A 19,767-nucleotide genomic window follows, 5' to 3' on the forward strand; every position below is an offset into this window, starting at 1 on the left:
CCGGGCGATTCAACAATCAAGGGTGCGGTGTAAACACATGCTGTTCAGCGAGACTAGCGACATTTCGGTTGTCATCACCAGTTGCGGTCGCTTCGATCTGTTGAAGCGAACCCTGGAGACTTTTGACCGGTTCAACACGGCTCCCATCCGTAAAGTGTTCATTACCGAAGACTCTGGCGACCGTGCCGTAGAGGCTTGTATTCCGGAACACTGGAGGGCGCATACCCAGTTTTTCATCAACAATCCGCGCCTGGGTCAGTTGAAGTCCATCGATGCTGCCTATGCTCAGGTGCAGACATCGTGGATTTTCCACTGCGAGGATGACTGGGACTTCTATCGCGAAGGGTTTATCGAAGAGTCCCAGTGCCTGCTGGAGGAGGATCCACAGGCGCTTCAGGTGTGGCTACGCAGCTTCAATCACGACCTGATGGTCCACAGTCCTTATGTGTTCCTCAACGAGCGCAAGGTCAGCCACGGCATTCCTTTTTATGTACTGGGCTCGCAAAAGGCAGACTGGCAGGGCTTTTCCTTCAATCCGGGCCTGCGGCGCCGTGCGGATTACCTGGCCCATGCGCCGTATTCCGCGTTCTCTGGAGAAAAAGACCTGTCGCGCCTGTATGCCGCGCAGAACCGCTATGCGTTGATTCTGGAAAACGATGCGGTACTGCACACGGGCTTCGGTGAACACGTAGTGGTTCCGCAGGAGCGTGTGAATAAATTGCGACGTAAACGTCTCGATCGATTCAAGCTGATCGCGGCCCTTGTTATCGGTCTTGTAGCAGGTTGGGTGCTTCATGGGATCTAGCGGCGTGAAGCCAGGAAAGATCACCGTCACGTCGTATTTCGGAGCAGTACTCTGCCTGTTCTTGCTGAGCTTTGTGGTGGGCTGGTCCTCGAAGTGGACCAACAATCTGTTCTACGGCCTGATGGTAGTGCCGGGTCTGGTGTTCCTGATCAAGGAGCGAGGCGCAGGCTTGTTCAGGCAGCCGCTGGCGCTGGGCTGGCTGGCGTTCATCCTTTGGTTTCTGGTGCCGGCAGCCATTGCCGGGCAGATGCAGTTTTTCAAGCATGTGTTCTACGTGATGATGTTCGTCATGGTCGTGGGTGCCTTCAGCGATCCATGGTTTTTCCGCAGCCCGGGGTTTGTGCGTGCGCAGTTCTGGATCCTGGCGTTGTATATCTTCGGTTGCGCCCTCTACAGCTGGTTCACCAATGAATATGCAATCGGCAGCCGGGTGGCGCTATTGCCGGCACGCTTGCAGAACGTCATCTACGCCAGTATCTGGCTGCTGTGCGCATTGGCGCTGGCATTGCCGTACTGGTTCAGGGAGCGTCGCTGGATGGAAAGCGCACTGGCCATCGTCTTTTCACTCTTTGCGGTGACCTTTGTGCTGCAAACGCGCACAGCGTTTGTCGGGGTCGCGTTCCTGCTGGGCATATGGTTGCTTTATGGGCTCTACCACAAGCCGCGACTGGTTGGCAGTATGGTGGCGATCAGTCTGGTGGTTGTCGGTGTGCTGTTCCTGATCGTGCATGACGAAGCCTGGTATCAGTCGCTCTGGACCCGTGGCGATTCGTATCGCATCGAACTCTTTCACATCATGGTGGGCGAGTGGCAGAACTGCGGCTGGGTGCTGGGTTGCGGCGTTAATTTCCACACCGATCAGTTGCTCGATGGCTGGATGCCGATCCAGCACCCGCACAACATCTATGTGGCACTGGGGTTGTACAGCGGCGCGGTGGCTCTGGTGTTGTTTATCGGGCTGATGGCGGCCACGCTGTGGCAGGCCTGGCGTCTGCGTGATGCCTGGGGCATGTACCTGGCGTGTGCGCTGGTCATGCTGAACTTCGATGGCAGCTTGCTGATCGGCAACCCTGACGAGTTGTGGCCGCTGGTGCTGCTGCCTGGGGCGATGATCCTCGGGCGAGTGCTCAAGGCGCAGCGTATCGCGCTGGCATGAACCTGACCTTCGCCTCCTCGGAGGCGAAGGTGGTCGGATCATTTTTGCAGGGCGCTGTTCAGTTCTTCCGGGGAGCAGATGCTCTGGGTCTGACCATAGTGCTGCATGAAGACTTCTCCACGCCTGTCGAGCAACCATTGCCGATCCTGCGGGTAGCGCACCATATGTTTGAAATTGCGCAGCCGCAGTGTCTTGCGTAGTGGACGGCGATAAACCCGCAAATCGGCAATGTCGATCAGGCCCAGCTGATGTTCGGGCGTGAGCACGATGTTGCCCAGATGCGCCGAGCGGAAGTAAATCCCGCGCTCGTGCAAGGTGGCCATGAAAACCCCAAGCTGACCCCGCAGTGGATCGGCATCGCCCTGGATATCCAGCAGCTGACGCAAGGTCTGCCCCGGCAACGGATCGTAATGCACCGCATCGCGGGCGATACTCGGGATGCGATAGACCTGGCGGATTGAGGGACAGGGAATCTGCCGCTCACGTAGCGCATCGCAATTGTCGGCGAACCGTTTGGCGTACGGATACCAGGCGGCCGAAGTCAGCAGACGCTTGCGACGAAACAGTTTGAGGATCGAGCCATCCGTCAGCCGCAAGACCTTGTCCCCCGAACCATCCGCTTCAAGGACTTGTGCTCCCTCGCGCAGGGCAAGGTATCGGGTGTGATCAAGCGCTTGCATCAATACTCCGGGGTCGACGCCATGAGGCATGGATAGCCGGCCATGTTACCGCAGCTCAGCGACTAAAATGGCCTGTGTTACACTCGCGGGCTCTTTTCTCATACAACGGGTTCTCATGACTAGCCCTGATTCGCCTGCGCCGTCGAGCTTGAAGATTTACCTGCGCCTGCTGTCGTATGTGCGTCCGTACTGGGGCATGTTTGCGCTCAGTATCGTTGGCTTTGTGATTTTTGCCTCGACGCAGCCGATGTTGGCCGGCATTCTCAAATACTTCGTCGATGGCCTGAGCAACCCTGAAGCGGTGCTCTTCCCCAATGTCCCCTATCTGAAAGACCTGCAGCTGCTGATGGCCGTGCCATTGCTGATCATTCTGATCGCTGCGTGGCAAGGGCTCGGTTCGTTTCTTGGCAACTACTATCTGGCGAAGGTCTCATTGGGGCTGGTCCATGACTTGCGCGTCGAGCTGTTCAACAAGTTGCTGGTGCTGCCCAACCGTTATTTCGATACCCATAACTCCGGGCACCTGATTTCGCGCATCACCTTCAACGTGACCATGGTCACCGGTGCTGCCACGGATGCCATTAAAGTGGTCATTCGTGAAGGCCTGACCGTGGTGTTCCTGTTTGCCTACCTGCTGTGGATGAACTGGAAGCTCACCCTGGTAATGCTTGCGATCCTGCCGCTGATCGCGGTCATGGTGAGCAGCACCAGCAAGAAATTCCGCAAGCAGAGCAAGAAGATCCAGGTAGCCATGGGGGATGTGACCCATGTGGCTTCCGAGACCATCCAGGGCTATCGCGTGGTGCGCAGCTTCGGCGGCGAGAGCTATGAAGAGCGCCGTTTCGCCGCCGCCAGCCAGGGCAATACCGACAAGCAATTGCGCATGACCAAGACCGGCGCGGTCTATACGCCCATGCTGCAGCTGGTGATCTATACCGCCATGGCGGTGTTGATGTTCCTGGTGCTGTTCCTGCGCGGTGATGCCACTGCCGGTGATCTGGTGGCCTACATTACTGCCGCAGGCTTGCTGCCCAAGCCGATCCGGCAGTTGTCGGAAGTCAGCTCGACCATCCAGAAAGGCGTTGCCGGTGCCGAAAGCATTTTCGAACAGCTTGACGTCGAACCTGAAGTCGATAACGGCACGGTCGAGCGTGATCGCGTCGAAGGCCATCTGGAGGTGCGCAACCTTAGCTTCACTTATCCAGGGACCGAGCGCGAAGTGCTGAAGAACATCAGCTTCACGGCGGCGCCAGGGCAAATGATCGCGCTGGTCGGTCGCTCCGGCAGCGGCAAATCGACCCTGGCCAGCCTGATACCGCGTTTTTATCATCACGACATTGGCGAAATCCTGCTCGATGACGTCGAAATCGAAGACTATCGCCTGCGCAATCTGCGTCGACACGTGGCGCAGGTCACGCAGCATGTGACCCTGTTCAACGACACCATTGCCAACAACATCGCCTACGGTGACCTGGCTGGCGCTCCCCGCGCCGACATCGAAAAAGCCGCCGCCGATGCCTACGCGATGGACTTCATCTCGCAAATGCCTGAAGGCCTGGATACCCAGGTCGGTGAAAATGGCGTGTTGTTGTCCGGCGGGCAGCGTCAACGCCTGGCGATTGCCCGTGCGTTGTTGAAGAATGCACCGCTGTTGATCCTCGATGAGGCAACGTCGGCACTTGATACCGAGTCCGAGCGCCACATTCAGGCAGCACTGGACCAAGTCATGAAAGGTCGCACCACACTGGTCATCGCCCACCGCTTGTCGACCATCGAAAAGGCCGACCTGATTCTGGTGATGGACCAGGGCCAGATCGTCGAGCGCGGCACTCACACACAGTTGCTGGCGCAGAATGGCTATTACTCGCGTCTGCATGCGATGGGCCTGGACACACCGGCCGAAGATATCGCCTGACCCCGACAGCAGGGTGGGCCCGGCTCACCCTGTTGCACTGTCGACGTGCAATGCGTCCGCAGACTTGTATCCAGATCCTTACGTTTCTTGATCAAACCTGAATAAATCCCGGCAGCGTTCCTGCCTGTTTATCCACGTGCCCAAATGTGCCGGCAGCAGTATCTGTGCTGCGTTGTTCGATGGCTGGAGCCTCGGACACCTGCCGTTGTACTGGTACGAGCAACAATTTCCCGAACAGTTTGCCAGCAGCTTCAAATTTGCCTTTGTTCGCGGTGCTTGAATATCCCTGAGTGTTGTAGTGATTGATCTGACGCCTTCGCGAGCGGGCTCGCTCCCACGGTTGAAATGCATTCCAATGTGGGAGCGATCTCGCCGTTCCGGGTCGAGCGTGAGGCGGCGCGGCGGTTGTTCGCTGCGGGCGTGCCAGTGACTGACGGAGATTCTGCTCAAAAAATGACCAGAAAACCCTGCCGTTTCATCCCGTTGCAGCCATCGCACAAGCGGGTGCCTGCCCTGTGTTAATATCGCGCCCCTGTTCATTTTGTATGTGGGTTGCTCCATGAAGTTGTCCATGCCGCGATTCGATCAAGCCCCTGTCTTGGTGGTCGGCGATGTCATGCTCGACCGTTACTGGCATGGTGGTACCTCACGGATTTCCCCTGAGGCGCCGGTACCGGTAGTCAAGGTCGATCACATTGAGGACCGCCCGGGCGGTGCCGCCAACGTTGCGTTGAACATTGCCGCCCTCGGCGCCCCAGCCTCGCTGGTTGGCGTGACCGGCGACGATGAGGCCGCCGATAGCCTGGCCAACAGCCTCAAGGGTGCCGGCGTACGGGCGTTGTTCCAGCGTGTTGCGCACCAGCCGACCATCGTCAAGCTGCGGGTCATGAGTCGTCACCAGCAATTGCTGCGTATCGACTTTGAAGAGCCGTTCGCCACCGACGCGCTCGAACTGGCGGCGCAAGTCGACGAATTGCTCGAGGGCATCAAGGTGCTGGTGCTGTCCGACTACGGCAAAGGCGCGCTGAAAAACCACCAGGTCTTGATCCAGGCCGCCCGTGCCCGTGGCATTCCGGTACTGGCCGATCCCAAGGGCAAGGATTTCTCGATCTACCGCGGTGCGAGCCTGATCACGCCGAACCTCAGCGAATTCGAAACCATCGTCGGTGGTTGTGCCGATGAGCACGAATTAGTGAGCAAGGGCGCGCAGTTGATGCATGACCTGGAACTCGGCGCCTTGCTGGTGACCCGTGGCGAACACGGCATGACCCTGTTGCGCCCGGATCATCCGGCGCTGCACCTGCCGGCCCGCGCCCGTGAAGTGTTCGACGTGACCGGTGCCGGCGACACGGTGATTTCTACCCTGGCGGCGGCGATTGCCGCAGGCGAGGAGCTGCCTCACGCGGTCGGCCTGGCCAACCTGGCGGCGGGCATCGTGGTTGGCAAACTCGGTACGGCGGCCATCAGCGCGCCGGAGCTACGTCGTGCCATTCAGCGTGAAGAAGGTTCAGAGCGCGGCGTGCTGGGTCTCGAACAACTGCTGCTGGCAGTCGACGATGCCCGTGCGCACAACGAGAAGATAGTCTTCACCAACGGCTGTTTCGACATTCTGCACGCCGGCCACGTGACGTATCTGGAGCAGGCGCGGGCGCAGGGCGACCGGCTGATTGTCGCGGTCAACGACGATGCGTCGGTCAGCCGCCTGAAAGGGCCGGGTCGGCCGATCAACAGTGTCGACAGGCGCATGGCCGTGCTGGCCGGTCTGGGCGCGGTGGACTGGGTGATCAGCTTCCCGGAAGGCACCCCGGAAAACCTGCTGCGCGAGGTCAAGCCGGACGTGCTGGTCAAAGGCGGGGACTACGGGATCGATCAGGTTGTCGGTGCGGACATCGTGACCGCTTATGGTGGGACGGTGAAGGTGCTGGGTTTGGTGGAAAATAGCTCAACGACCGCGATCGTCGAGAAGATCCGCAAATCTGAATGACGCCATAAAAGATCGCAGCCTTGCTCCTGCAGGGACTGCGATCTCTTGCGTTAAGAGCTGACTTTTTTACGCGGTACCATTTTCTTCAGCAGCTGTTTCGCCTTCCCGCGTAACAGCGCCAGACCTGAATCCTTCCCCGGCGGGGTCAACCCCTGCTGCCTGACCCAATCCTTCCAGCGAATCCGCTCATCCTTGACCAGCCATCCCTCTTGGCGGGCAAAGCTTTCCGCCAGGTACAAGCCGCGCGTGCTGGCCGGGTACAGTTGATCCTTTTTCAAGGTGTAGAGCTCAGCCAGTGGGTGGCCGTCCTGCAAGGGCATCAGGTACAGGTCGGGGCGCTTGCGGTCCAGGCGGGCCACCAATTGATCGCCCTCCAAACGTTCGTCGACATGGAACAGGCTCAGGGATTTGGCTTCCTTGGGTACGTCCAGGCGCAGATCATAGATAAGTTGCAGTGACGCCGTCGGCAGGTGCACATAGGCCCGTGGCCGTTCGATCAGCGGCAGTTTGGCGCAACGCACCGGCCGTGCCGAGCCGGACAGTGACGTCAGGCGAAACGGCATGGCTTCGCGGTAGTGCAGGGCTGAAGAGTAGGGTGCCGGTAGCCAGGTATCGTGGAAGCGCCCGCCGAGCCAGCCTTCCGGGGTTTCCAGCAGGCATTCCTCGGCAATCTCCTGGATCGCGGTGTGCAGCGGCAGATTCAGTTCATGTGCCGGCACATAGCCGGAAATCAGCTTGAGCACCACGTCGCCACGGTCCTGCCGACGTTGCCTCACTAACACCCAGTAGTCGCGATTCTGCCAATGCAGCGTCAGGCGCACCGAAACCCCGAGGTTGGCCAGTTCGAGGGCAAACCGCTCGGTGTCACCGACCGCTACGGGGCGGCGACGCTGGAGGATCTGGGCGAAATTGAGCGGCCTCCCGACGCTCTGATAACTCAAGCCTTCGGGAGTCGCTTCAACGAATAACGGCAGGGTCTTGAAGTTGCTCGGGTTCTTTCTTATGAGCGTACGCGGCATGTCGGCTCCTGCTTAAGGCCGCGTGGGCGGCATCAGTTGCTACGTAGGACCTGGGCTACGGTCGCGACGTTGTGGGCGAGGTGCAGCGGATTGATGGTCCCGACAATAGCACTGGCAACACCCGGATGTTCGAACAACAGCTCGAAACTCGCGCGCACCGGATCCACTCCCGGGCTCAGGCACACGTGCCCGCTGGCGAGGGCTTTTTTCACCAGAATGGCTTTGCCGTGAGCAGCAGCATAGTCAATGACGGGCTTCTCGGTCTGTTCGTTCAGATTGTAGGTGACCATCGCGCAATCACCTTGCTCCAGAGCCTTCAAACCGCCTTCGACGGTTTTGCCGGAAAAACCGAAGCCGCGGATCTTGCCTTCGGCCTTGAGCGCGGCGAGGGTGGCATAGACTTCGCAGTCGTCGAGGATCGCCAGATCGTTGCCATCGGAGTGCACCAGCACCAGATCGAGGAAATCTGTCTCCAGGCGTTGCAGGCTACGCTCCACAGAAAATCGGGTATGCGCGGCGGTAAAATCGTGGCGCGACTGACCGTCGGCAAATTCTTCGCCGACCTTGCTGACAATCACCCAATCCTTGCGCTGTCCCCGCAGCAGCGGGCCGAGGCGTTCTTCGCTGCGACCATAGGCCGGTGCGGTGTCGATCAAGTTGATGCCCAGGTCGCGCGTGAGTTTGAGCAGCATCCGCGCTTCGTTATCGTCAGGAATCTGGAATCCGTTGGGGTACTTCACCCCTTGATCGCGGCCAAGTTTGACCGTGCCCAGGCCCAGGGGCGATACCAGCAGGCCGGTGCTGCCCAAGGGGCGATGCAGCTCGTGCAAGGTCGGTTGGCTCATGGCAGCAGTTGCTCCCAGGCAGGCACACCCATCGGCGGTTTTGGCAGGGGCGGCAATTCGAATGTCGGGCCGGGTCGAATGCCATCACGTTCAAGGCTTGCGATCACCCGATCGGCAAAGTCCGGTGCCAGAGCCAGTTTGGTTGGCCAGCCCACCAGCAGTCGCCCTTCCTCGGCCAGGAACGCATTGTCAGGACGGGTCAGCCCCGTTTGCAGGGGCTCGGCACGATCCACGCGCAAGGTGGCCCATTGCACGGTGCTCAAGTCGATCCAGGGCAGCAACTGGCCGAGTTCTTTCTGGGCGGTGGCGATTTGTTCGGCAGGCTCACGGGCTACGCCGTCGGTTTCGGCGATATCGCCACCCAGATACCAGACCCACTGGCCGTCGGCGGCCGGGTGGGTGGTCACGGTAATACGTGGTTTGGTGCCGCCGCCCAGGCAGTGGGCGTACAGCGGTTTGAGGCTCGGGCCCTTGGCGATGATCATGTGCAGCGGCCTGCGTTGCATGGCCGGCTGACTCAGGCCCAAGGCCTCAAGCAGTGCCGCCGTCCCGGCGCCGGCGCTCAAGACGATGCGTTGCGCGCGGATCTCACGCTCGTCCACTTTAAGGCCGACGAGCACGCCGCCCTCCAGCAACGGTTCGATTTTCTGACCGGCGAGCAAACCCTCACCCGCCAGGTCAGCCAGGCGCTGGACCAAACTTGGCACGTCTATCACCAGTTCGGCCAGGCGATAGACCTTGCCCTTGAAACGCTTGTCCTGCAGGGCCGGTGGCAGTTGGTCGCCCTTGACCTGATCGACGCGACCGCGCACGGCTTTGCTGGCGAAGAAACTGGTGAGGTTGCCGGCGATCGTGCCGGGGGACCAAAGGTAATGGGCTTCGGACAACAGGCGCACGCCGGACAGGTCCAGCTCGCCGTCCCCGGCCAGTGCCTCACGCCAGCGACGCGGCATATCGGCGATGGCTTCAGAGGCACCGGTCAGGGCGCCATGCAGGGCGTATTTGGCGCCGCCATGGATGATGCCCTGGGACTTCATGCTCTGCCCGCCACCGAGGCTGGCGCTTTCCACCAGTACGGTCGAAAAACCCTGGCGGCGCAGGCGCGCATTCAGCCAGAGGCCGGCGACACCAGCGCCGACAATCAGAACGTCGGTGGAAATAACGGATGGCATGCAGCGACCTCAGTGTTCAAGACGAGGGCGCAGTATACAGACTCGAAGATTGGAGGGCTGCTGCACCTGTGGGAGCGAGCCTGCTCGCGAAGGGGCGTGTCAGTTGATATTTATACTGCTGACTCACCGCTTTCGCGAGCAGGCTCGCTCCCACAAGGGAGGGGGGGCGGGTTTTAATGTCCGGCAGTTTTGGAGAAAAGCTGGATGACCACGACGCCCAATACGATGAGCGCCATCCCCATCATCGCCGGTACATCCAGCTTCTGCCCGTAGATAAACAGCGCCGCGACACTGACCATCACGATGCCCATGCCGGCCCACACCGCGTAAGCCACGCCCACCGGCACACTGCGCACCACCAGGGTCAGCATCCAGAAGGCAATGCCGTAACCGATGATGACCAGCAGCAGTGGCAGCGGGGTGCTGAAGCCCTTGACCGCTTTCATCGAAACAGTGGCAATCACTTCGGCGCAGATGGCTATGGCCAGGTAGTAGTAAGCGGTCATGGGTCAATCCTCGTGTGAAGTGCTGCTTTCTAAGGTCGGCATTTTAGAGGCTCTTCAGATGCGGTAAAGTCATTACCTATCTGTTATCAAGATGGGTTGATCCATGAATATGCAATGGAATCTGGAGCAGTTGCGCCTGTTTGTCAGCGTTGCCGAGCAACGGTCGTTTTCTGCCGTGGCACGGGAGCAGCGCAAGGCGCAGTCGGCGGTCAGCAGTGCGATCGCGTTGCTGGAGGAAGACCTGGGCGTGAGTCTGTTCGATCGCAGTAGCGGCCGTCAGCCGAAACTCACCGAGGCCGGCAATGCGTTGCTGGAGGAGGCGCGGGAAGTGCTGCGCCAGTGCGAGCGCCTCAATGGCCGGGCACTGGCGATGATGCGCGGGCAGGAAGCCCGACTGCGTCTGGCCCAGGATGAGGCGATGCCTTATCAACCGATCATCGAAAGTTTCGAAGCATTGGCCGAGCGCTTTCCCAGTCTTGAAGTGCAATTGACCAGCGCCGCCCAGGGCGAGGTCGCACGCAAGCTGGTGGAGCGCCGCGCCGATCTGGGCTTGCTGTTCTTTCATGATCAGATTCCCGAAGCGCTGGAGCGGCGCGTGCTCGGAAGTGTGGAAATGGTCACTGTCTGTGGTGTCGACCATCCGTTGGCCCGTCAGGCACAGGTCGATTGCCAGCAACTGGCGCAACATCGTCAATTGCTGATGTCGACCCAGTCCAGCGTTTACCCCGGTAGCGAACCGGCCAGCCCGCAAGTCTGGCGTGCAGACAGTTTTTACGTGATGGCTGAGTGGCTGGTGCGCGGTCTCGGTTGGGCCTGGCTGCCGCGCCATGTGGTGCAATACCCGACCTATCACGGGCAGATGGTCGAACTGAGCAGCGAATGGACCCCGCCAGCCTTGGTGGTGGAGCTGGTCTGGCGTCGCGATGAGCCGCTCGGTCCGGCGGCGCGCTGGCTGGCGGAACGATTTGCCGTGCACTTGCAGGCGATCGGCGAAAAAACCGATAAACTCCGCCGCCATGAATAGAACTCTCTACACCGCGTTGTTTTACCTGGGGCTGCCATTGGTGGCGATTCGGCTGTGGCTGCGGGCGCGCAAGGCGCCGGCCTATGCCAAACGCATTGGCGAGCGTTTTTCCTACGGGATACCGACGATGAAACCGGGCGGTCTATGGGTGCACGCAGTGTCCGTGGGCGAAAGCATTGCCGCCGCGCCGATGATTCGCGCCTTGCTGCAACGTTATCCACAGCTGCCGATCACCGTGACCTGCATGACGCCAACCGGGTCCGAGCGTATCCAGGCGTTGTTCGCCAATGAACCGCGCATTCAGCACTGTTACTTGCCTTATGACTTGCCATGCGCGGCAAAGCGCTTCCTCGATCAGGTTCGGCCGAAACTGGCGGTGATTATGGAAACCGAGCTCTGGCCCAACCATATCCATCAATGTGCCAAGCGTGGAATTCCCGTGGCCCTGGCCAATGCCCGATTGTCCGAGCGCTCGGCCAAAGGCTACGGCCGCTTCGGTAAGTTGACCGGACCGATGCTCGCCGAAATGAGTTTGTTCGCGGTGCAGACAGAAGCAGAGGCCCAACGGTTTCGTGAGTTGGGCGCGCGGGTTGAAACCGTCGAAGTCACCGGTTCGATCAAGTTCGACCTGACCATCGACCCACAGCTGTTGCAGCGTGCCGCCGAGTTGCGCGGGCAATGGCAGGCGCAGGAGCGTCCGGTGTGGATCGCCGCCAGTACGCACGACGGTGAAGACGAGGTGGTGCTGGCGGCTCATCGCCAGTTGCTGGCGAGCCATCCCGATACCTTGCTGATTCTGGTGCCGAGACATCCGGAGCGTTTCAATCCGGTATTCGAGTTGTGTCGCCAGCAGGGGTTTTCCACGGTCCGTCGCTCCAGTGGCGAGCCAGTCACCGCGAACACTTCGGTGCTGCTGGGCGACACCATGGGCGAACTGCTATTTCTCTATGCCTTGGCCGACATCGCGTTCGTCGGCGGCAGCCTGGTGCCCAATGGCGGGCATAACTTGCTGGAACCGGCGGCACTGGCCAAACCGGTGCTCAGTGGTCCGCATCTGTTCAACTTCCTTGAAATCGCTGCGCAGTTGCGCAACGCCGGGGCGTTGCAGGAAGTGGAAGATGCCGAAGGGTTGGCGTTGGCGGTGCAGCGGTTGTTCGAATTGCCGAGGGATGCGCAACGCATGGCGCAGGCCGGGCTGAAGGTGATGCGCACCAATCAGGGGGCATTGCAGCGGTTGCTGGATGGGCTGGGGCGGTTGATCGACTGACTTGACACCTGTGGCGAGGGAGCAAGCTCCTTCGCCACAAAATCACCCTCCAGTAGGTCTGTTACTGGCCCGGTCTTGCCTTCAACTGTTCAGCCGCAGCCTTGGCCAGATCCGGTGGCAGGAAGTCCTTGTCCGGGTTGTAATCGGGCTTGAGCCAGCGCGCCAAATCCTGCAAATCCCCCGGGTTCAGAGTGCCGGCCTGTTGTTTCAAACGCAGGTTGTCGAGGATGTAGTCGTAGCGAGTGTTGTTGTAATCACGTACGGAGTTGTACAGCGAACGTTGCGCATCCAGCACGTCGACGATGTTTCGTGTTCCCACCTGATAACCGATTTCGGTCGCTTCCACCGCACTTTGGTTGGAGATGATCGATTGTTTACGCGCCTGTACCTGTTCGACGTCGGTGTTCACGGCGCGGTGCAGGTCGCGGGTGTTTTCTACGATCGACCGGCGCAGCGATTCGCGTTGCTGTTCGGTCTGGTCAAGTTGGGCATAGGATTGACGGACCTGGGAATTGATCAGCCCGCCACTGTAGATCGGGATATTCAACTGCAGCCCGACTGACGTTTGCTCGACGTCGCCTTTGTACGGCACGCCGAAGGCGCTAGGGTTGCTGAAACCCAGCGCATCGTTGTCGCCCTTCTCGTATCTGGCCACGGCATCGACGGTCGGCGCATGACCCGCCTTGCGCTGTTTGAGGGTTTGTTCGGCGGCGCTGACCGCGTAGTTGCTGGCCAGCAAATTAAGGTTCTGTCTGGCCGCCGTTTCAACCCAGGCCTTGGCGTCATTCGGTGCCGGCGGCAGGATCGGCAGATTGTGGCTGATGCCCTGGATCGAGTTGTAGCGTCGATTGGTCAGGGTGACCAGGGCTTCGAAGGCATCATCCACCTGGCGCTGCGCGACAATGCGGTTGGCCCTGGCAGTGTCATAGCTGGCTTGTGAGTTCAATACGTCGGTCTTGTCCGAGAGACCGACATCGAAGCGCTCGTTGGACTGATCGAGCTGGCGCTTGAATGCCGCTTCTTCGGCCTTGGTCGAAGCCAGGTTGTCCTGGCTGCGCAGCACGTTGAAGTAGCTGTCGGCCGTTTGCAGGATCAGGTTTTGCTCGGTCGCCGAGAGTTGCAGGGCGGCCTGTTCGTTCACATCCTTGGCCGCCTGGAACTGGAACCAGCGGTCGGCACGGAATAGCGGCTGCGCCAGGGTGGCCTGGTAGGAATGAGCATTGCGGTTGGCGGTGGCCGAAGGCTGATCGATCGAGGTGCGAACGCTGGAAACATCGGCGCCACCCGAGAGATTGGGCAGCAGACCGGCTCGGGCCTGAGGCACGACTTCTTTCTGCGCGCCATATTGGGCAATGGCGGCAGCGAGGTCGGCGTTATTGTCAACCGCTTCCTGATAGACGCTGACCAGGTCGGTTTTGGTCGATAAGGGCGCTTCTGCTGCCCAGGCCATTCCATTGGACGCACAAGACACGGCAACGGCCAGTGAGAGTTTGCGCAGCATGAGGCGATCCCTGAAAATTACACTGATAATTTGAGCGCCAAGGCTACGGCGCGGCACCTGCAGCGTCAATGCACAGCTGGGCCGTTGCGAGTGTAGTAGTGCGCTCGCCTCGCAACAATCCTGTAATTGCGCCATTCATCATGGTGTTTGCAGCGGTGTTGGCGTTCTTGATCAGTTGTGTCTAGACTGGCCACGTTCTTGTCGGGGTGCCTTGCTATGAGGCTGAGATCGAATAATTTCGGATCCCGTTGAACCTGATCAGGTTAGCGCCTGCGTAGGGAACAAGATTTCTCGTCACCCGGCGAGTCCTCTTGTGCTTCGTCCGGGATGTTGTTCGACAATCGAATACCCCTCGAGCACTGAGCACAGCACAGCTGGTTTTCCAGCGCCCGTGCGTCCATTCGTTTACAGGTTCGCTCCGACAAAATTCCACTGCCTGGATGCTGTCTGGAGAGCCCGTGATGACTACAAAAGCAAAAATCGCCACCAACCTGAGTGACTCGGCCAAGGTCGATCAGCAATCGGTTCAGCCGTTTACCCGTTCGCAAAAAATCTATGTCCAAGGCACTCGCCCGGACATCCTCGTGCCGATGCGCGAAATCAGTCTCGACGTGACGCCAACCGACTTCGGCGGCGAAGTCAATGCGCCGGTGGTGGTGTACGACACCTCGGGCCCGTACACCGACCCCAACGTCATCATCGATGTGCGCAAAGGCCTGGCAGACGTGCGCTCGCCATGGATCGAATCCCGTGGTGATACCGAGCGCCTGAGCGGCCTGAGCTCCAACTTCGGCCAGGAACGCCTTGCCGACCCGGAACTGACCAAGCTGCGTTTCGCCCACGTCAACAACCCGCGTCGCGCCAAGCCGGGTGCCAACGTCAGCCAGATGCACTACGCGCGCCAAGGCATCATCACCGCCGAGATGGAATACGTCGCCATCCGCGAAAACATGAAGCTGGAAGTGGCCCGCGCCGCCGGCTTGCTGGACCAGCAACACGCCGGCCACAGCTTCGGCGCCAGCGTGCCGAAAATCATCACCCCAGAGTTTGTCCGTGACGAGATTGCCCGCGGTCGCGCGATCATTCCGGCCAACATTAACCACACCGAGCTGGAACCGATGATCATCGGCCGTAACTTCCTGGTGAAGATCAACGGCAACATCGGCAACAGCGCCCTGGGTTCGTCCATCGAAGAAGAAGTGGCGAAACTGACCTGGGGTATCCGCTGGGGTTCGGACACGGTCATGGACCTGTCCACAGGCAAGCACATTCACGAAACCCGCGAGTGGATCATCCGCAACTCGCCGGTGCCGATCGGTACCGTACCGATCTACCAGGCCCTGGAAAAAGTCGGCGGCGTAGCCGAAGATCTGACCTGGGAGCTGTTCCGTGACACCCTGATCGAACAGGCCGAGCAGGGCGTCGACTACTTCACCATCCACGCCGGCGTATTGCTGCGCTACGTGCCGATGACCGCCAAGCGCGTGACCGGTATCGTTTCCCGTGGCGGTTCGATCATGGCCAAGTGGTGCCTGGCGCATCACAAGGAAAACTTCCTCTACACCCACTTCGAAGACATCTGCGAAATCATGAAGGCCTACGACGTCAGCTTCTCGCTGGGCGATGGCCTGCGTCCGGGCTCGATTGCCGACGCCAACGACGAAGCGCAGTTCGGCGAACTGGAAACCCTGGGCGAGCTGACCAAGATCGCCTGGAAGCACGACGTGCAATGCATGATCGAAGGCCCGGGCCACGTGCCGATGCAGTTGATCAAAGAGAACATGGACAAGCAGCTCGAGTGCTGCGACGAGGCGCCGTTCTACACCCTCGGTCCGCTGACCACCGACATTGCGCCGGGCTACGACCACATCACATCCGGCATCGGCGCGGCGATGATCGGCTGGTTCGGTTGCGCCATGCTCTGCTACGTAACACCCAAGGAACACCTGGGCCTGCCGAACAAGGATGACGTGAAGACCGGGATCATCACCTACAAGATCGCCGCGCATGCCGCCGATCTGGCGAAGGGGCATCCGGGTGCGCAGATCCGCGACAATGCCCTGAGCAAGGCGCGTTTCGAATTCCGTTGGGAGGATCAGTTCAACCTGGGCCTTGATCCAGACACTGCTCGTTCGTATCACGATGAAACCCTGCCGAAGGATTCAGCCAAGGTTGCGCACTTTTGCTCCATGTGCGGGCCGAAGTTCTGTTCGATGAAAATCACCCAGGAAGTCCGTGAATACGCGGCCAACCAACGGATCGAAGCGGTGGACGTGGACGTCGCCCAGGGCATGGCCGAGCAGGCCGAGCGCTTCAAGCAGGAAGGCAGTCAGCTGTACCAGAAAGTTTGATCTGACCTGAAAAGGAGGGGCCTGCACAGGCCCCATCGCCAGCAGGCTGGCTCCCACATTGGATCTGTGCCTTTCACATGTCCCCTGTGGGAGCCAGCCTGCTGGCGATAGCGACCTACACAACAAATCTCCCTCTGAGATAACACCCTTGAGCATTCAACCCAGCACTTACTCCCCCGATATCGCTGTGCCGATCGACAAACGAGTCTTCGGTGGGCGCGATCTGTTTTCCCTGTGGTTCTCCCTCGGCATCGGCCTGATGGTTTTGCAGACGGGCGCCTTGCTCGCGCCCGGCCTGGGGCTGTCCGGCTCGTTGCTGGCGATTTTCCTCGGCACGCTGGTCGGCGTTCTGCTGCTGGCCTCGGTCGGTGTGATCGGCAGCGACACCGGCCTGTCGTCGATGGCTGCGCTCAAGCTCAGCCTCGGTGCCAAAGGCGCGAGCCTGCCGGCGGTGCTGAACCTGCTGCAACTGATCGGCTGGGGCTCATTCGAAATCATCGTCATGCGCGATGCCGCCAGTCTGCTGGGCGCGCGTGCCTTCAGCGAAGGCAGCCTGATGTCCAACCCGGTGCTGTGGACGCTATTTTTCGGTGCATTGGCGACCTTGCTGGCCGTCAGCGGTCCGCTGACCTTCGTGCGGCAGATCCTGCGCAAGTGGGGCATCTGGCTGCTGTTGGCCGCGTGCATCTGGCTGACCTGGAACCTGTTCGCCAAGGCAGACCTGGCGGCGTTGTGGGCGCAGGCCGGTGACGGTTCGATGCCGTTCGCCGTGGGCTTTGACATCGCCATCGCCATGCCGCTGTCGTGGCTGCCGCTGATTGCCGACTACTCGCGTTTCGGCAAACGGGCGAAAAACGTTTTCGGCGGCACCGCGATCGGTTTCTTTATCGGTAACTTCTGGCTGATGAGCCTGGGCGTGGCCTACACCCTGGCGTTTGCGCCAAGCGGTGAAGTCAATGCCTTGCTGTTGGCGTTGGCCGGTGCCGGCCTGGGGATTCCGCTGCTGTTGATTCTGCTGGATGAATCGGAAAACGCCTTTGCCGATATTCACTCGGCGGCGGTGTCCAGCGGGATTCTGTTGCGCTTGAAGGTCGAACACCTGGCGCTGGCCATCGGCGTGATTTGCACCTTGATCGCCTTGCTGGCGCCTTTGGCCCAGTACCAGAACTTCCTGTTGCTGATCGGTTCGGTGTTCGCGCCGCTGTTCGGCGTAGTGCTGGTGGATCACTTCATCCTGCGCAAACGCAGTGGCCAAGTGGCGTCAGCCGCGTTGCGCTGGCCGGCGCTGCTCGCCTGGCTGGGCGGGATCAGTACCTATCATCTGCTGGCCAATCTGTATCCGGATGTCGGTGCAACCCTGCCGGCGCTGGTCCTGGCAGGGCTGCTGCAGCTTGTGCTGGGCCGTGCCTTCAGTTACGGCCGGGAAACAGCTCAGGCTTGATGATGCCGTTCAGGCGCGGGTAGGGGATCTTCAGTTCGACATGGCCCAGCGCGTAAGGCGCGATGCTGCTGGTTTCGTACTTGAGGATCACCCCGCCGTAGGTCAGCGCCACGTTCTGGGTTTTCTGGAATGGCCAGCTCTTCACGAACTCCGGTTCCTGATCGAGCTTGGTGCTGATCAGCCAGCTGTTGTGCGCCACCTGCGCCGCCTTCCAGAAGGCTTCTTCCTGCCCCGGCACCAGCATGTCCGACAGCGTCAGCACTTTATGCTGTTGACGTGAATAGTTGATGAAACCTCGACCCGGCGTGCCATGGGCACCGCCGGTGTCCAGGTAGCTGGACAATTCAATGATCACCAAGCCGTCATGCTGCTCGCGTACTTTCGCTTGCAGATAACTGCTGTTGCGTGGTCCGGCGGTGCGCAAAAACTGATCGCGATACGCCGCCAGCGTCGGCGCAACCGGAGCGTCTGGCGAGGTGCGGGTCATTTGCAGCAGGCGTTTCTCGATGATGCCGTCCAGTTGTGGTTCATCAGGGAAACGCAGCGTGTCGATATTCACCAGTGGACAATCCTGGTCCTTGCAACCCGGTTTCAGCTGTTCGCTGGCATCGCGGGTGGTTTCCAGCGGCACTCGATAGTTGGGCTGGAACAGGCTCTGGCAGGCACTCAGGGTGAGGGCAAGAGCGGCCATGGAGGCGATTTTAAAAAGCGACATGGGTGTCCTTCATAAAACAGGGAAAGGCAAAAAGTTACCCGCTTCGACTCTCAACGGAGCAGTCAGTTCGCCACTAAGCTAATTAGAGTGGGTTTCGCCCTCACCGTCTATCCCGCTGACGGGAAAGGGGCTGCATCAAACGTCGCGGGCGCGTTAGGATGGCGCGAAGTCGAGGCTCAAGGAAAAAAGGAGCCTCGTATTGGATGTGAAACAAGAGGACTGTCATGACCGATTTTGCCAACGCCATTCCGACCGCCATCGATATCGTTCGGCGCGAAAAGTGCTTCGAGGGCTTCTACAAGCTCGATCGCGTGCACTTGCGTCACGAATTGTTCGCCGGAGGCATGAGTCGTGAAATCCATCGTGAATTATTTGTCCGCCACGATGCGGTGTGCATGCTGCCTTATGATCCACAGCGCGACGAAGTGGTGCTGATCGAGCAGTTTCGCGTCGGCGCCATGGGCAAGACCGCCAATCCATGGCTGATCGAACTGGTCGCCGGTCTGATCGACAAGGACGAACAACCGGAAGAAGTTGCTCACCGTGAAGCGCAGGAGGAAGCTGGGCTTGTGATCGGGGCGCTGTGGCCGATGACCAAATATTTTCCATCGCCGGGCGGCAGCAACGAATTCGTGCATTTGTACCTGGGGCGCTGCGACAGTAAAGGGGTCGGCGGCCTGCATGGGCTGGAGGAAGAAGCAGAAGATATCCGCGTCACGGTGTGGGCCTTTGAAGATGCCCTGCAGGCCGTACGCGACGGACGTATTGCCAACGCGCCCAGCATCATTGCCTTGCAGTGGCTGGCTTTGAATCGCGTTGAAGTGAGGGGGTTATGGTCGTAAACAAGTTGCGCGATCGCTATCGGGTGGATCTGGTTGGGCTGCAAGCGTCCTGCGAGGCAAACTACGCGCGCCTGATGCGATTGTTGCCGGACATGCGCAGCGAGCCGGCGGCACGGCGCATCGCCGTCACCCATGGCGACCAGATGCTCGGCGTTCTGGCGCTGGAAGTGCTGCAAGTCTGCCCGTACACCACGACCCTGCAAGTGCGCCAGGAACACAGCCTGCCATGGCTGCCTGTGCCACAGCTGGAGGTTCAGGTCTACCACGATGCCTGCATGGCCGAAGTGGTCAGCGCCGAGCACGCGCGACGCTTTCGCGGCATCTATCCTTACCCGAACGCCTCGATGCACCAGCCCGACGAGAAGGCCCAGCTGAACATGTTTCTGGGTGAATGGCTGAGCCATTGCCTGGCGTTGGGGCATGAGTACGAAGTCGTCCGTTAACGTTGTTGTGAACTGCGTCAGGTTCACCGATTCCCCTTTTCGATCATCCCCCAGCATAATTGCGCCATCCTCCATTCCCGTGATCATGCCCTGGGAGAACG

The 19,767-nt window shown here is 60.0% G+C and carries 17 protein-coding genes, 1 pseudogene and 1 riboswitch; of the genes and pseudogenes, 11 read left to right on the forward strand and 7 right to left on the reverse strand.

Annotation, left to right across the window (positions count from 1 at the left end):
* The first annotated feature begins 37 nt into the window (after nucleotides 1–37).
* Both AC07ZE_RS03035 and AC07ZE_RS03040 read left to right on the forward strand, forming a co-directional pair.
* Nucleotides 38–805, forward strand: a complete 768-nt coding sequence (locus AC07ZE_RS03035; RefSeq protein ID WP_207261129.1) for a glycosyltransferase family A protein — start codon at nucleotides 38–40, stop codon at nucleotides 803–805.
* Nucleotides 795–1,961 (forward strand): O-antigen ligase family protein, encoded by a 1,167-nt coding sequence (locus AC07ZE_RS03040; RefSeq protein WP_207261131.1) that lies wholly within the window; start codon nucleotides 795–797, stop codon nucleotides 1,959–1,961. Before AC07ZE_RS03035 ends, AC07ZE_RS03040 begins: the two co-directional genes overlap by 11 nt.
* 38 nt (nucleotides 1,962–1,999) lie before the next feature.
* Here the strand turns inward: AC07ZE_RS03040 and AC07ZE_RS03045 are convergent, their stop codons facing one another.
* Nucleotides 2,000–2,641, reverse strand: a complete 642-nt coding sequence (locus tag AC07ZE_RS03045; RefSeq protein ID WP_095192173.1) for a BUD32 family EKC/KEOPS complex subunit — start codon at nucleotides 2,639–2,641, stop codon at nucleotides 2,000–2,002.
* A gap of 115 nt (nucleotides 2,642–2,756) precedes the next feature.
* On the opposite strand from AC07ZE_RS03045, the gene msbA reads away from it, so the two are divergent.
* The 3 genes and pseudogenes from msbA to hldE all read left to right on the forward strand — a co-directional run bounded on the left by msbA (nucleotide 2,757) and on the right by hldE (nucleotide 6,540).
* Nucleotides 2,757–4,556: a lipid A export permease/ATP-binding protein MsbA gene (gene msbA, locus AC07ZE_RS03050; RefSeq protein WP_207261133.1), complete on the forward strand. Its 1,800-nt coding sequence runs from the start codon at nucleotides 2,757–2,759 to the stop codon at nucleotides 4,554–4,556.
* Nucleotides 4,557–4,668: 112 nt separating this feature from the next.
* Nucleotides 4,669–4,827, forward strand: a pseudogene (locus AC07ZE_RS03055) (sulfotransferase family 2 domain-containing protein); the annotation flags it as partial.
* 288 nt (nucleotides 4,828–5,115) lie between these two features.
* Nucleotides 5,116–6,540: a bifunctional D-glycero-beta-D-manno-heptose-7-phosphate kinase/D-glycero-beta-D-manno-heptose 1-phosphate adenylyltransferase HldE gene (gene hldE, locus AC07ZE_RS03060; RefSeq protein WP_095192169.1), complete on the forward strand. Its 1,425-nt coding sequence runs from the start codon at nucleotides 5,116–5,118 to the stop codon at nucleotides 6,538–6,540.
* Between the two features lie 50 nt (nucleotides 6,541–6,590).
* Here hldE and AC07ZE_RS03065 read toward each other — a convergent pair whose 3' ends face one another.
* From AC07ZE_RS03065 to AC07ZE_RS03080, 4 genes are all read right to left on the reverse strand, one after another.
* Complete coding sequence (locus tag AC07ZE_RS03065; RefSeq protein ID WP_207261135.1) at nucleotides 6,591–7,559, reverse strand: metal ABC transporter ATPase; 969 nt, start codon at nucleotides 7,557–7,559, stop codon at nucleotides 6,591–6,593.
* Nucleotides 7,560–7,591: 32 nt separating this feature from the next.
* Nucleotides 7,592–8,404, reverse strand: a complete 813-nt coding sequence (locus AC07ZE_RS03070; protein ID WP_207261137.1) for an aldo/keto reductase — start codon at nucleotides 8,402–8,404, stop codon at nucleotides 7,592–7,594.
* Nucleotides 8,401–9,576 carry an NAD(P)/FAD-dependent oxidoreductase gene (locus tag AC07ZE_RS03075; protein WP_207261139.1) on the reverse strand — a complete coding sequence of 392 codons (1,176 nt, stop codon included), beginning with the start codon at nucleotides 9,574–9,576 and terminating at the stop codon, nucleotides 8,401–8,403. Before AC07ZE_RS03075 ends, AC07ZE_RS03070 begins: the two co-directional genes overlap by 4 nt.
* A gap of 173 nt (nucleotides 9,577–9,749) precedes the next feature.
* A complete protein-coding gene (locus AC07ZE_RS03080; RefSeq protein ID WP_207261141.1) occupies nucleotides 9,750–10,082 on the reverse strand; it encodes a DMT family transporter in 333 nt (110 codons plus the stop codon).
* A gap of 103 nt (nucleotides 10,083–10,185) precedes the next feature.
* On the opposite strand from AC07ZE_RS03080, the gene AC07ZE_RS03085 reads away from it, so the two are divergent.
* On the forward strand, nucleotides 10,186–11,106 hold the full coding sequence (locus AC07ZE_RS03085) for a LysR family transcriptional regulator (protein WP_207261143.1): 921 nt from the start codon (nucleotides 10,186–10,188) through the stop codon (nucleotides 11,104–11,106).
* On the forward strand, nucleotides 11,099–12,373 hold the full coding sequence (waaA, locus tag AC07ZE_RS03090) for a lipid IV(A) 3-deoxy-D-manno-octulosonic acid transferase (RefSeq protein WP_207261145.1): 1,275 nt from the start codon (nucleotides 11,099–11,101) through the stop codon (nucleotides 12,371–12,373). The genes AC07ZE_RS03085 and waaA overlap by 8 nt, the downstream gene beginning before the upstream one ends.
* 61 nt (nucleotides 12,374–12,434) lie before the next feature.
* Here the strand turns inward: waaA and AC07ZE_RS03095 are convergent, their stop codons facing one another.
* Nucleotides 12,435–13,874, reverse strand: coding sequence for a TolC family outer membrane protein (locus AC07ZE_RS03095; protein ID WP_207261147.1), 1,440 nt, complete (start codon nucleotides 13,872–13,874; stop codon nucleotides 12,435–12,437).
* Between the two features lie 192 nt (nucleotides 13,875–14,066).
* Nucleotides 14,067–14,172, forward strand: a riboswitch (TPP riboswitch).
* Between the two features lie 163 nt (nucleotides 14,173–14,335).
* Between AC07ZE_RS03095 and thiC the strand changes: the two genes are divergently transcribed.
* Nucleotides 14,336–16,225, forward strand: a complete 1,890-nt coding sequence (gene thiC / locus AC07ZE_RS03100; RefSeq protein WP_034148712.1) for a phosphomethylpyrimidine synthase ThiC — start codon at nucleotides 14,336–14,338, stop codon at nucleotides 16,223–16,225.
* A gap of 148 nt (nucleotides 16,226–16,373) precedes the next feature.
* The gene (gene cytX, locus AC07ZE_RS03105) at nucleotides 16,374–17,666 is read left to right on the forward strand and encodes a putative hydroxymethylpyrimidine transporter CytX (protein ID WP_207261149.1); all 1,293 of its coding nucleotides are present in this window, start codon (nucleotides 16,374–16,376) and stop codon (nucleotides 17,664–17,666) included.
* Here the strand turns inward: cytX and AC07ZE_RS03110 are convergent.
* A complete protein-coding gene (locus AC07ZE_RS03110; protein WP_207261152.1) occupies nucleotides 17,635–18,381 on the reverse strand; it encodes an RsiV family protein in 747 nt (248 codons plus the stop codon). The genes cytX and AC07ZE_RS03110 overlap by 32 nt on opposite strands.
* Nucleotides 18,382–18,605: 224 nt before the next feature.
* Between AC07ZE_RS03110 and AC07ZE_RS03115 the strand changes: the two genes are divergently transcribed.
* Both AC07ZE_RS03115 and AC07ZE_RS03120 read left to right on the forward strand, forming a co-directional pair.
* Entirely contained in the window at nucleotides 18,606–19,223 is a 618-nt protein-coding gene (locus AC07ZE_RS03115; protein WP_207261154.1) for an NUDIX domain-containing protein, read from the forward strand.
* A complete protein-coding gene (locus AC07ZE_RS03120; RefSeq protein WP_008063540.1) occupies nucleotides 19,214–19,666 on the forward strand; it encodes a DUF1249 domain-containing protein in 453 nt (150 codons plus the stop codon). The genes AC07ZE_RS03115 and AC07ZE_RS03120 overlap by 10 nt, the downstream gene beginning before the upstream one ends.
* The last annotated feature ends 101 nt before the right edge of the window (nucleotides 19,667–19,767 follow it).

Source organism: Pseudomonas sp. GW101-3H06 (genome assembly GCF_059424605.1).

What these genes read in the sequence shown, in the direction of transcription:
- AC07ZE_RS03065 (WP_207261135.1), bottom strand. Translation starts at nt 7,559, where the DNA reads ATGCCGCGTACGCTCATAAGAAAGAACCCGAGCAACTTCAAGACCCTG.
- AC07ZE_RS03070 (WP_207261137.1), bottom strand. Translation starts at nt 8,404, where the DNA reads ATGAGCCAACCGACCTTGCACGAGCTGCATCGCCCCTTGGGCAGCACC.
- thiC (WP_034148712.1), top strand. Translation starts at nt 14,336, where the DNA reads ATGACTACAAAAGCAAAAATCGCCACCAACCTGAGTGACTCGGCCAAG.
- waaA (WP_207261145.1), top strand. Translation starts at nt 11,099, where the DNA reads ATGAATAGAACTCTCTACACCGCGTTGTTTTACCTGGGGCTGCCATTG.
- AC07ZE_RS03095 (WP_207261147.1), bottom strand. Translation starts at nt 13,874, where the DNA reads ATGCTGCGCAAACTCTCACTGGCCGTTGCCGTGTCTTGTGCGTCCAAT.
- AC07ZE_RS03080 (WP_207261141.1), bottom strand. Translation starts at nt 10,082, where the DNA reads ATGACCGCTTACTACTACCTGGCCATAGCCATCTGCGCCGAAGTGATT.
- hldE (WP_095192169.1), top strand. Translation starts at nt 5,116, where the DNA reads ATGAAGTTGTCCATGCCGCGATTCGATCAAGCCCCTGTCTTGGTGGTC.
- AC07ZE_RS03075 (WP_207261139.1), bottom strand. Translation starts at nt 9,576, where the DNA reads ATGCCATCCGTTATTTCCACCGACGTTCTGATTGTCGGCGCTGGTGTC.
- AC07ZE_RS03110 (WP_207261152.1), bottom strand. Translation starts at nt 18,381, where the DNA reads ATGTCGCTTTTTAAAATCGCCTCCATGGCCGCTCTTGCCCTCACCCTG.
- msbA (WP_207261133.1), top strand. Translation starts at nt 2,757, where the DNA reads ATGACTAGCCCTGATTCGCCTGCGCCGTCGAGCTTGAAGATTTACCTG.
- AC07ZE_RS03040 (WP_207261131.1), top strand. Translation starts at nt 795, where the DNA reads ATGGGATCTAGCGGCGTGAAGCCAGGAAAGATCACCGTCACGTCGTAT.
- AC07ZE_RS03115 (WP_207261154.1), top strand. Translation starts at nt 18,606, where the DNA reads ATGACCGATTTTGCCAACGCCATTCCGACCGCCATCGATATCGTTCGG.
- AC07ZE_RS03120 (WP_008063540.1), top strand. Translation starts at nt 19,214, where the DNA reads ATGGTCGTAAACAAGTTGCGCGATCGCTATCGGGTGGATCTGGTTGGG.
- AC07ZE_RS03085 (WP_207261143.1), top strand. Translation starts at nt 10,186, where the DNA reads ATGAATATGCAATGGAATCTGGAGCAGTTGCGCCTGTTTGTCAGCGTT.
- AC07ZE_RS03035 (WP_207261129.1), top strand. Translation starts at nt 38, where the DNA reads ATGCTGTTCAGCGAGACTAGCGACATTTCGGTTGTCATCACCAGTTGC.
- AC07ZE_RS03045 (WP_095192173.1), bottom strand. Translation starts at nt 2,641, where the DNA reads ATGCAAGCGCTTGATCACACCCGATACCTTGCCCTGCGCGAGGGAGCA.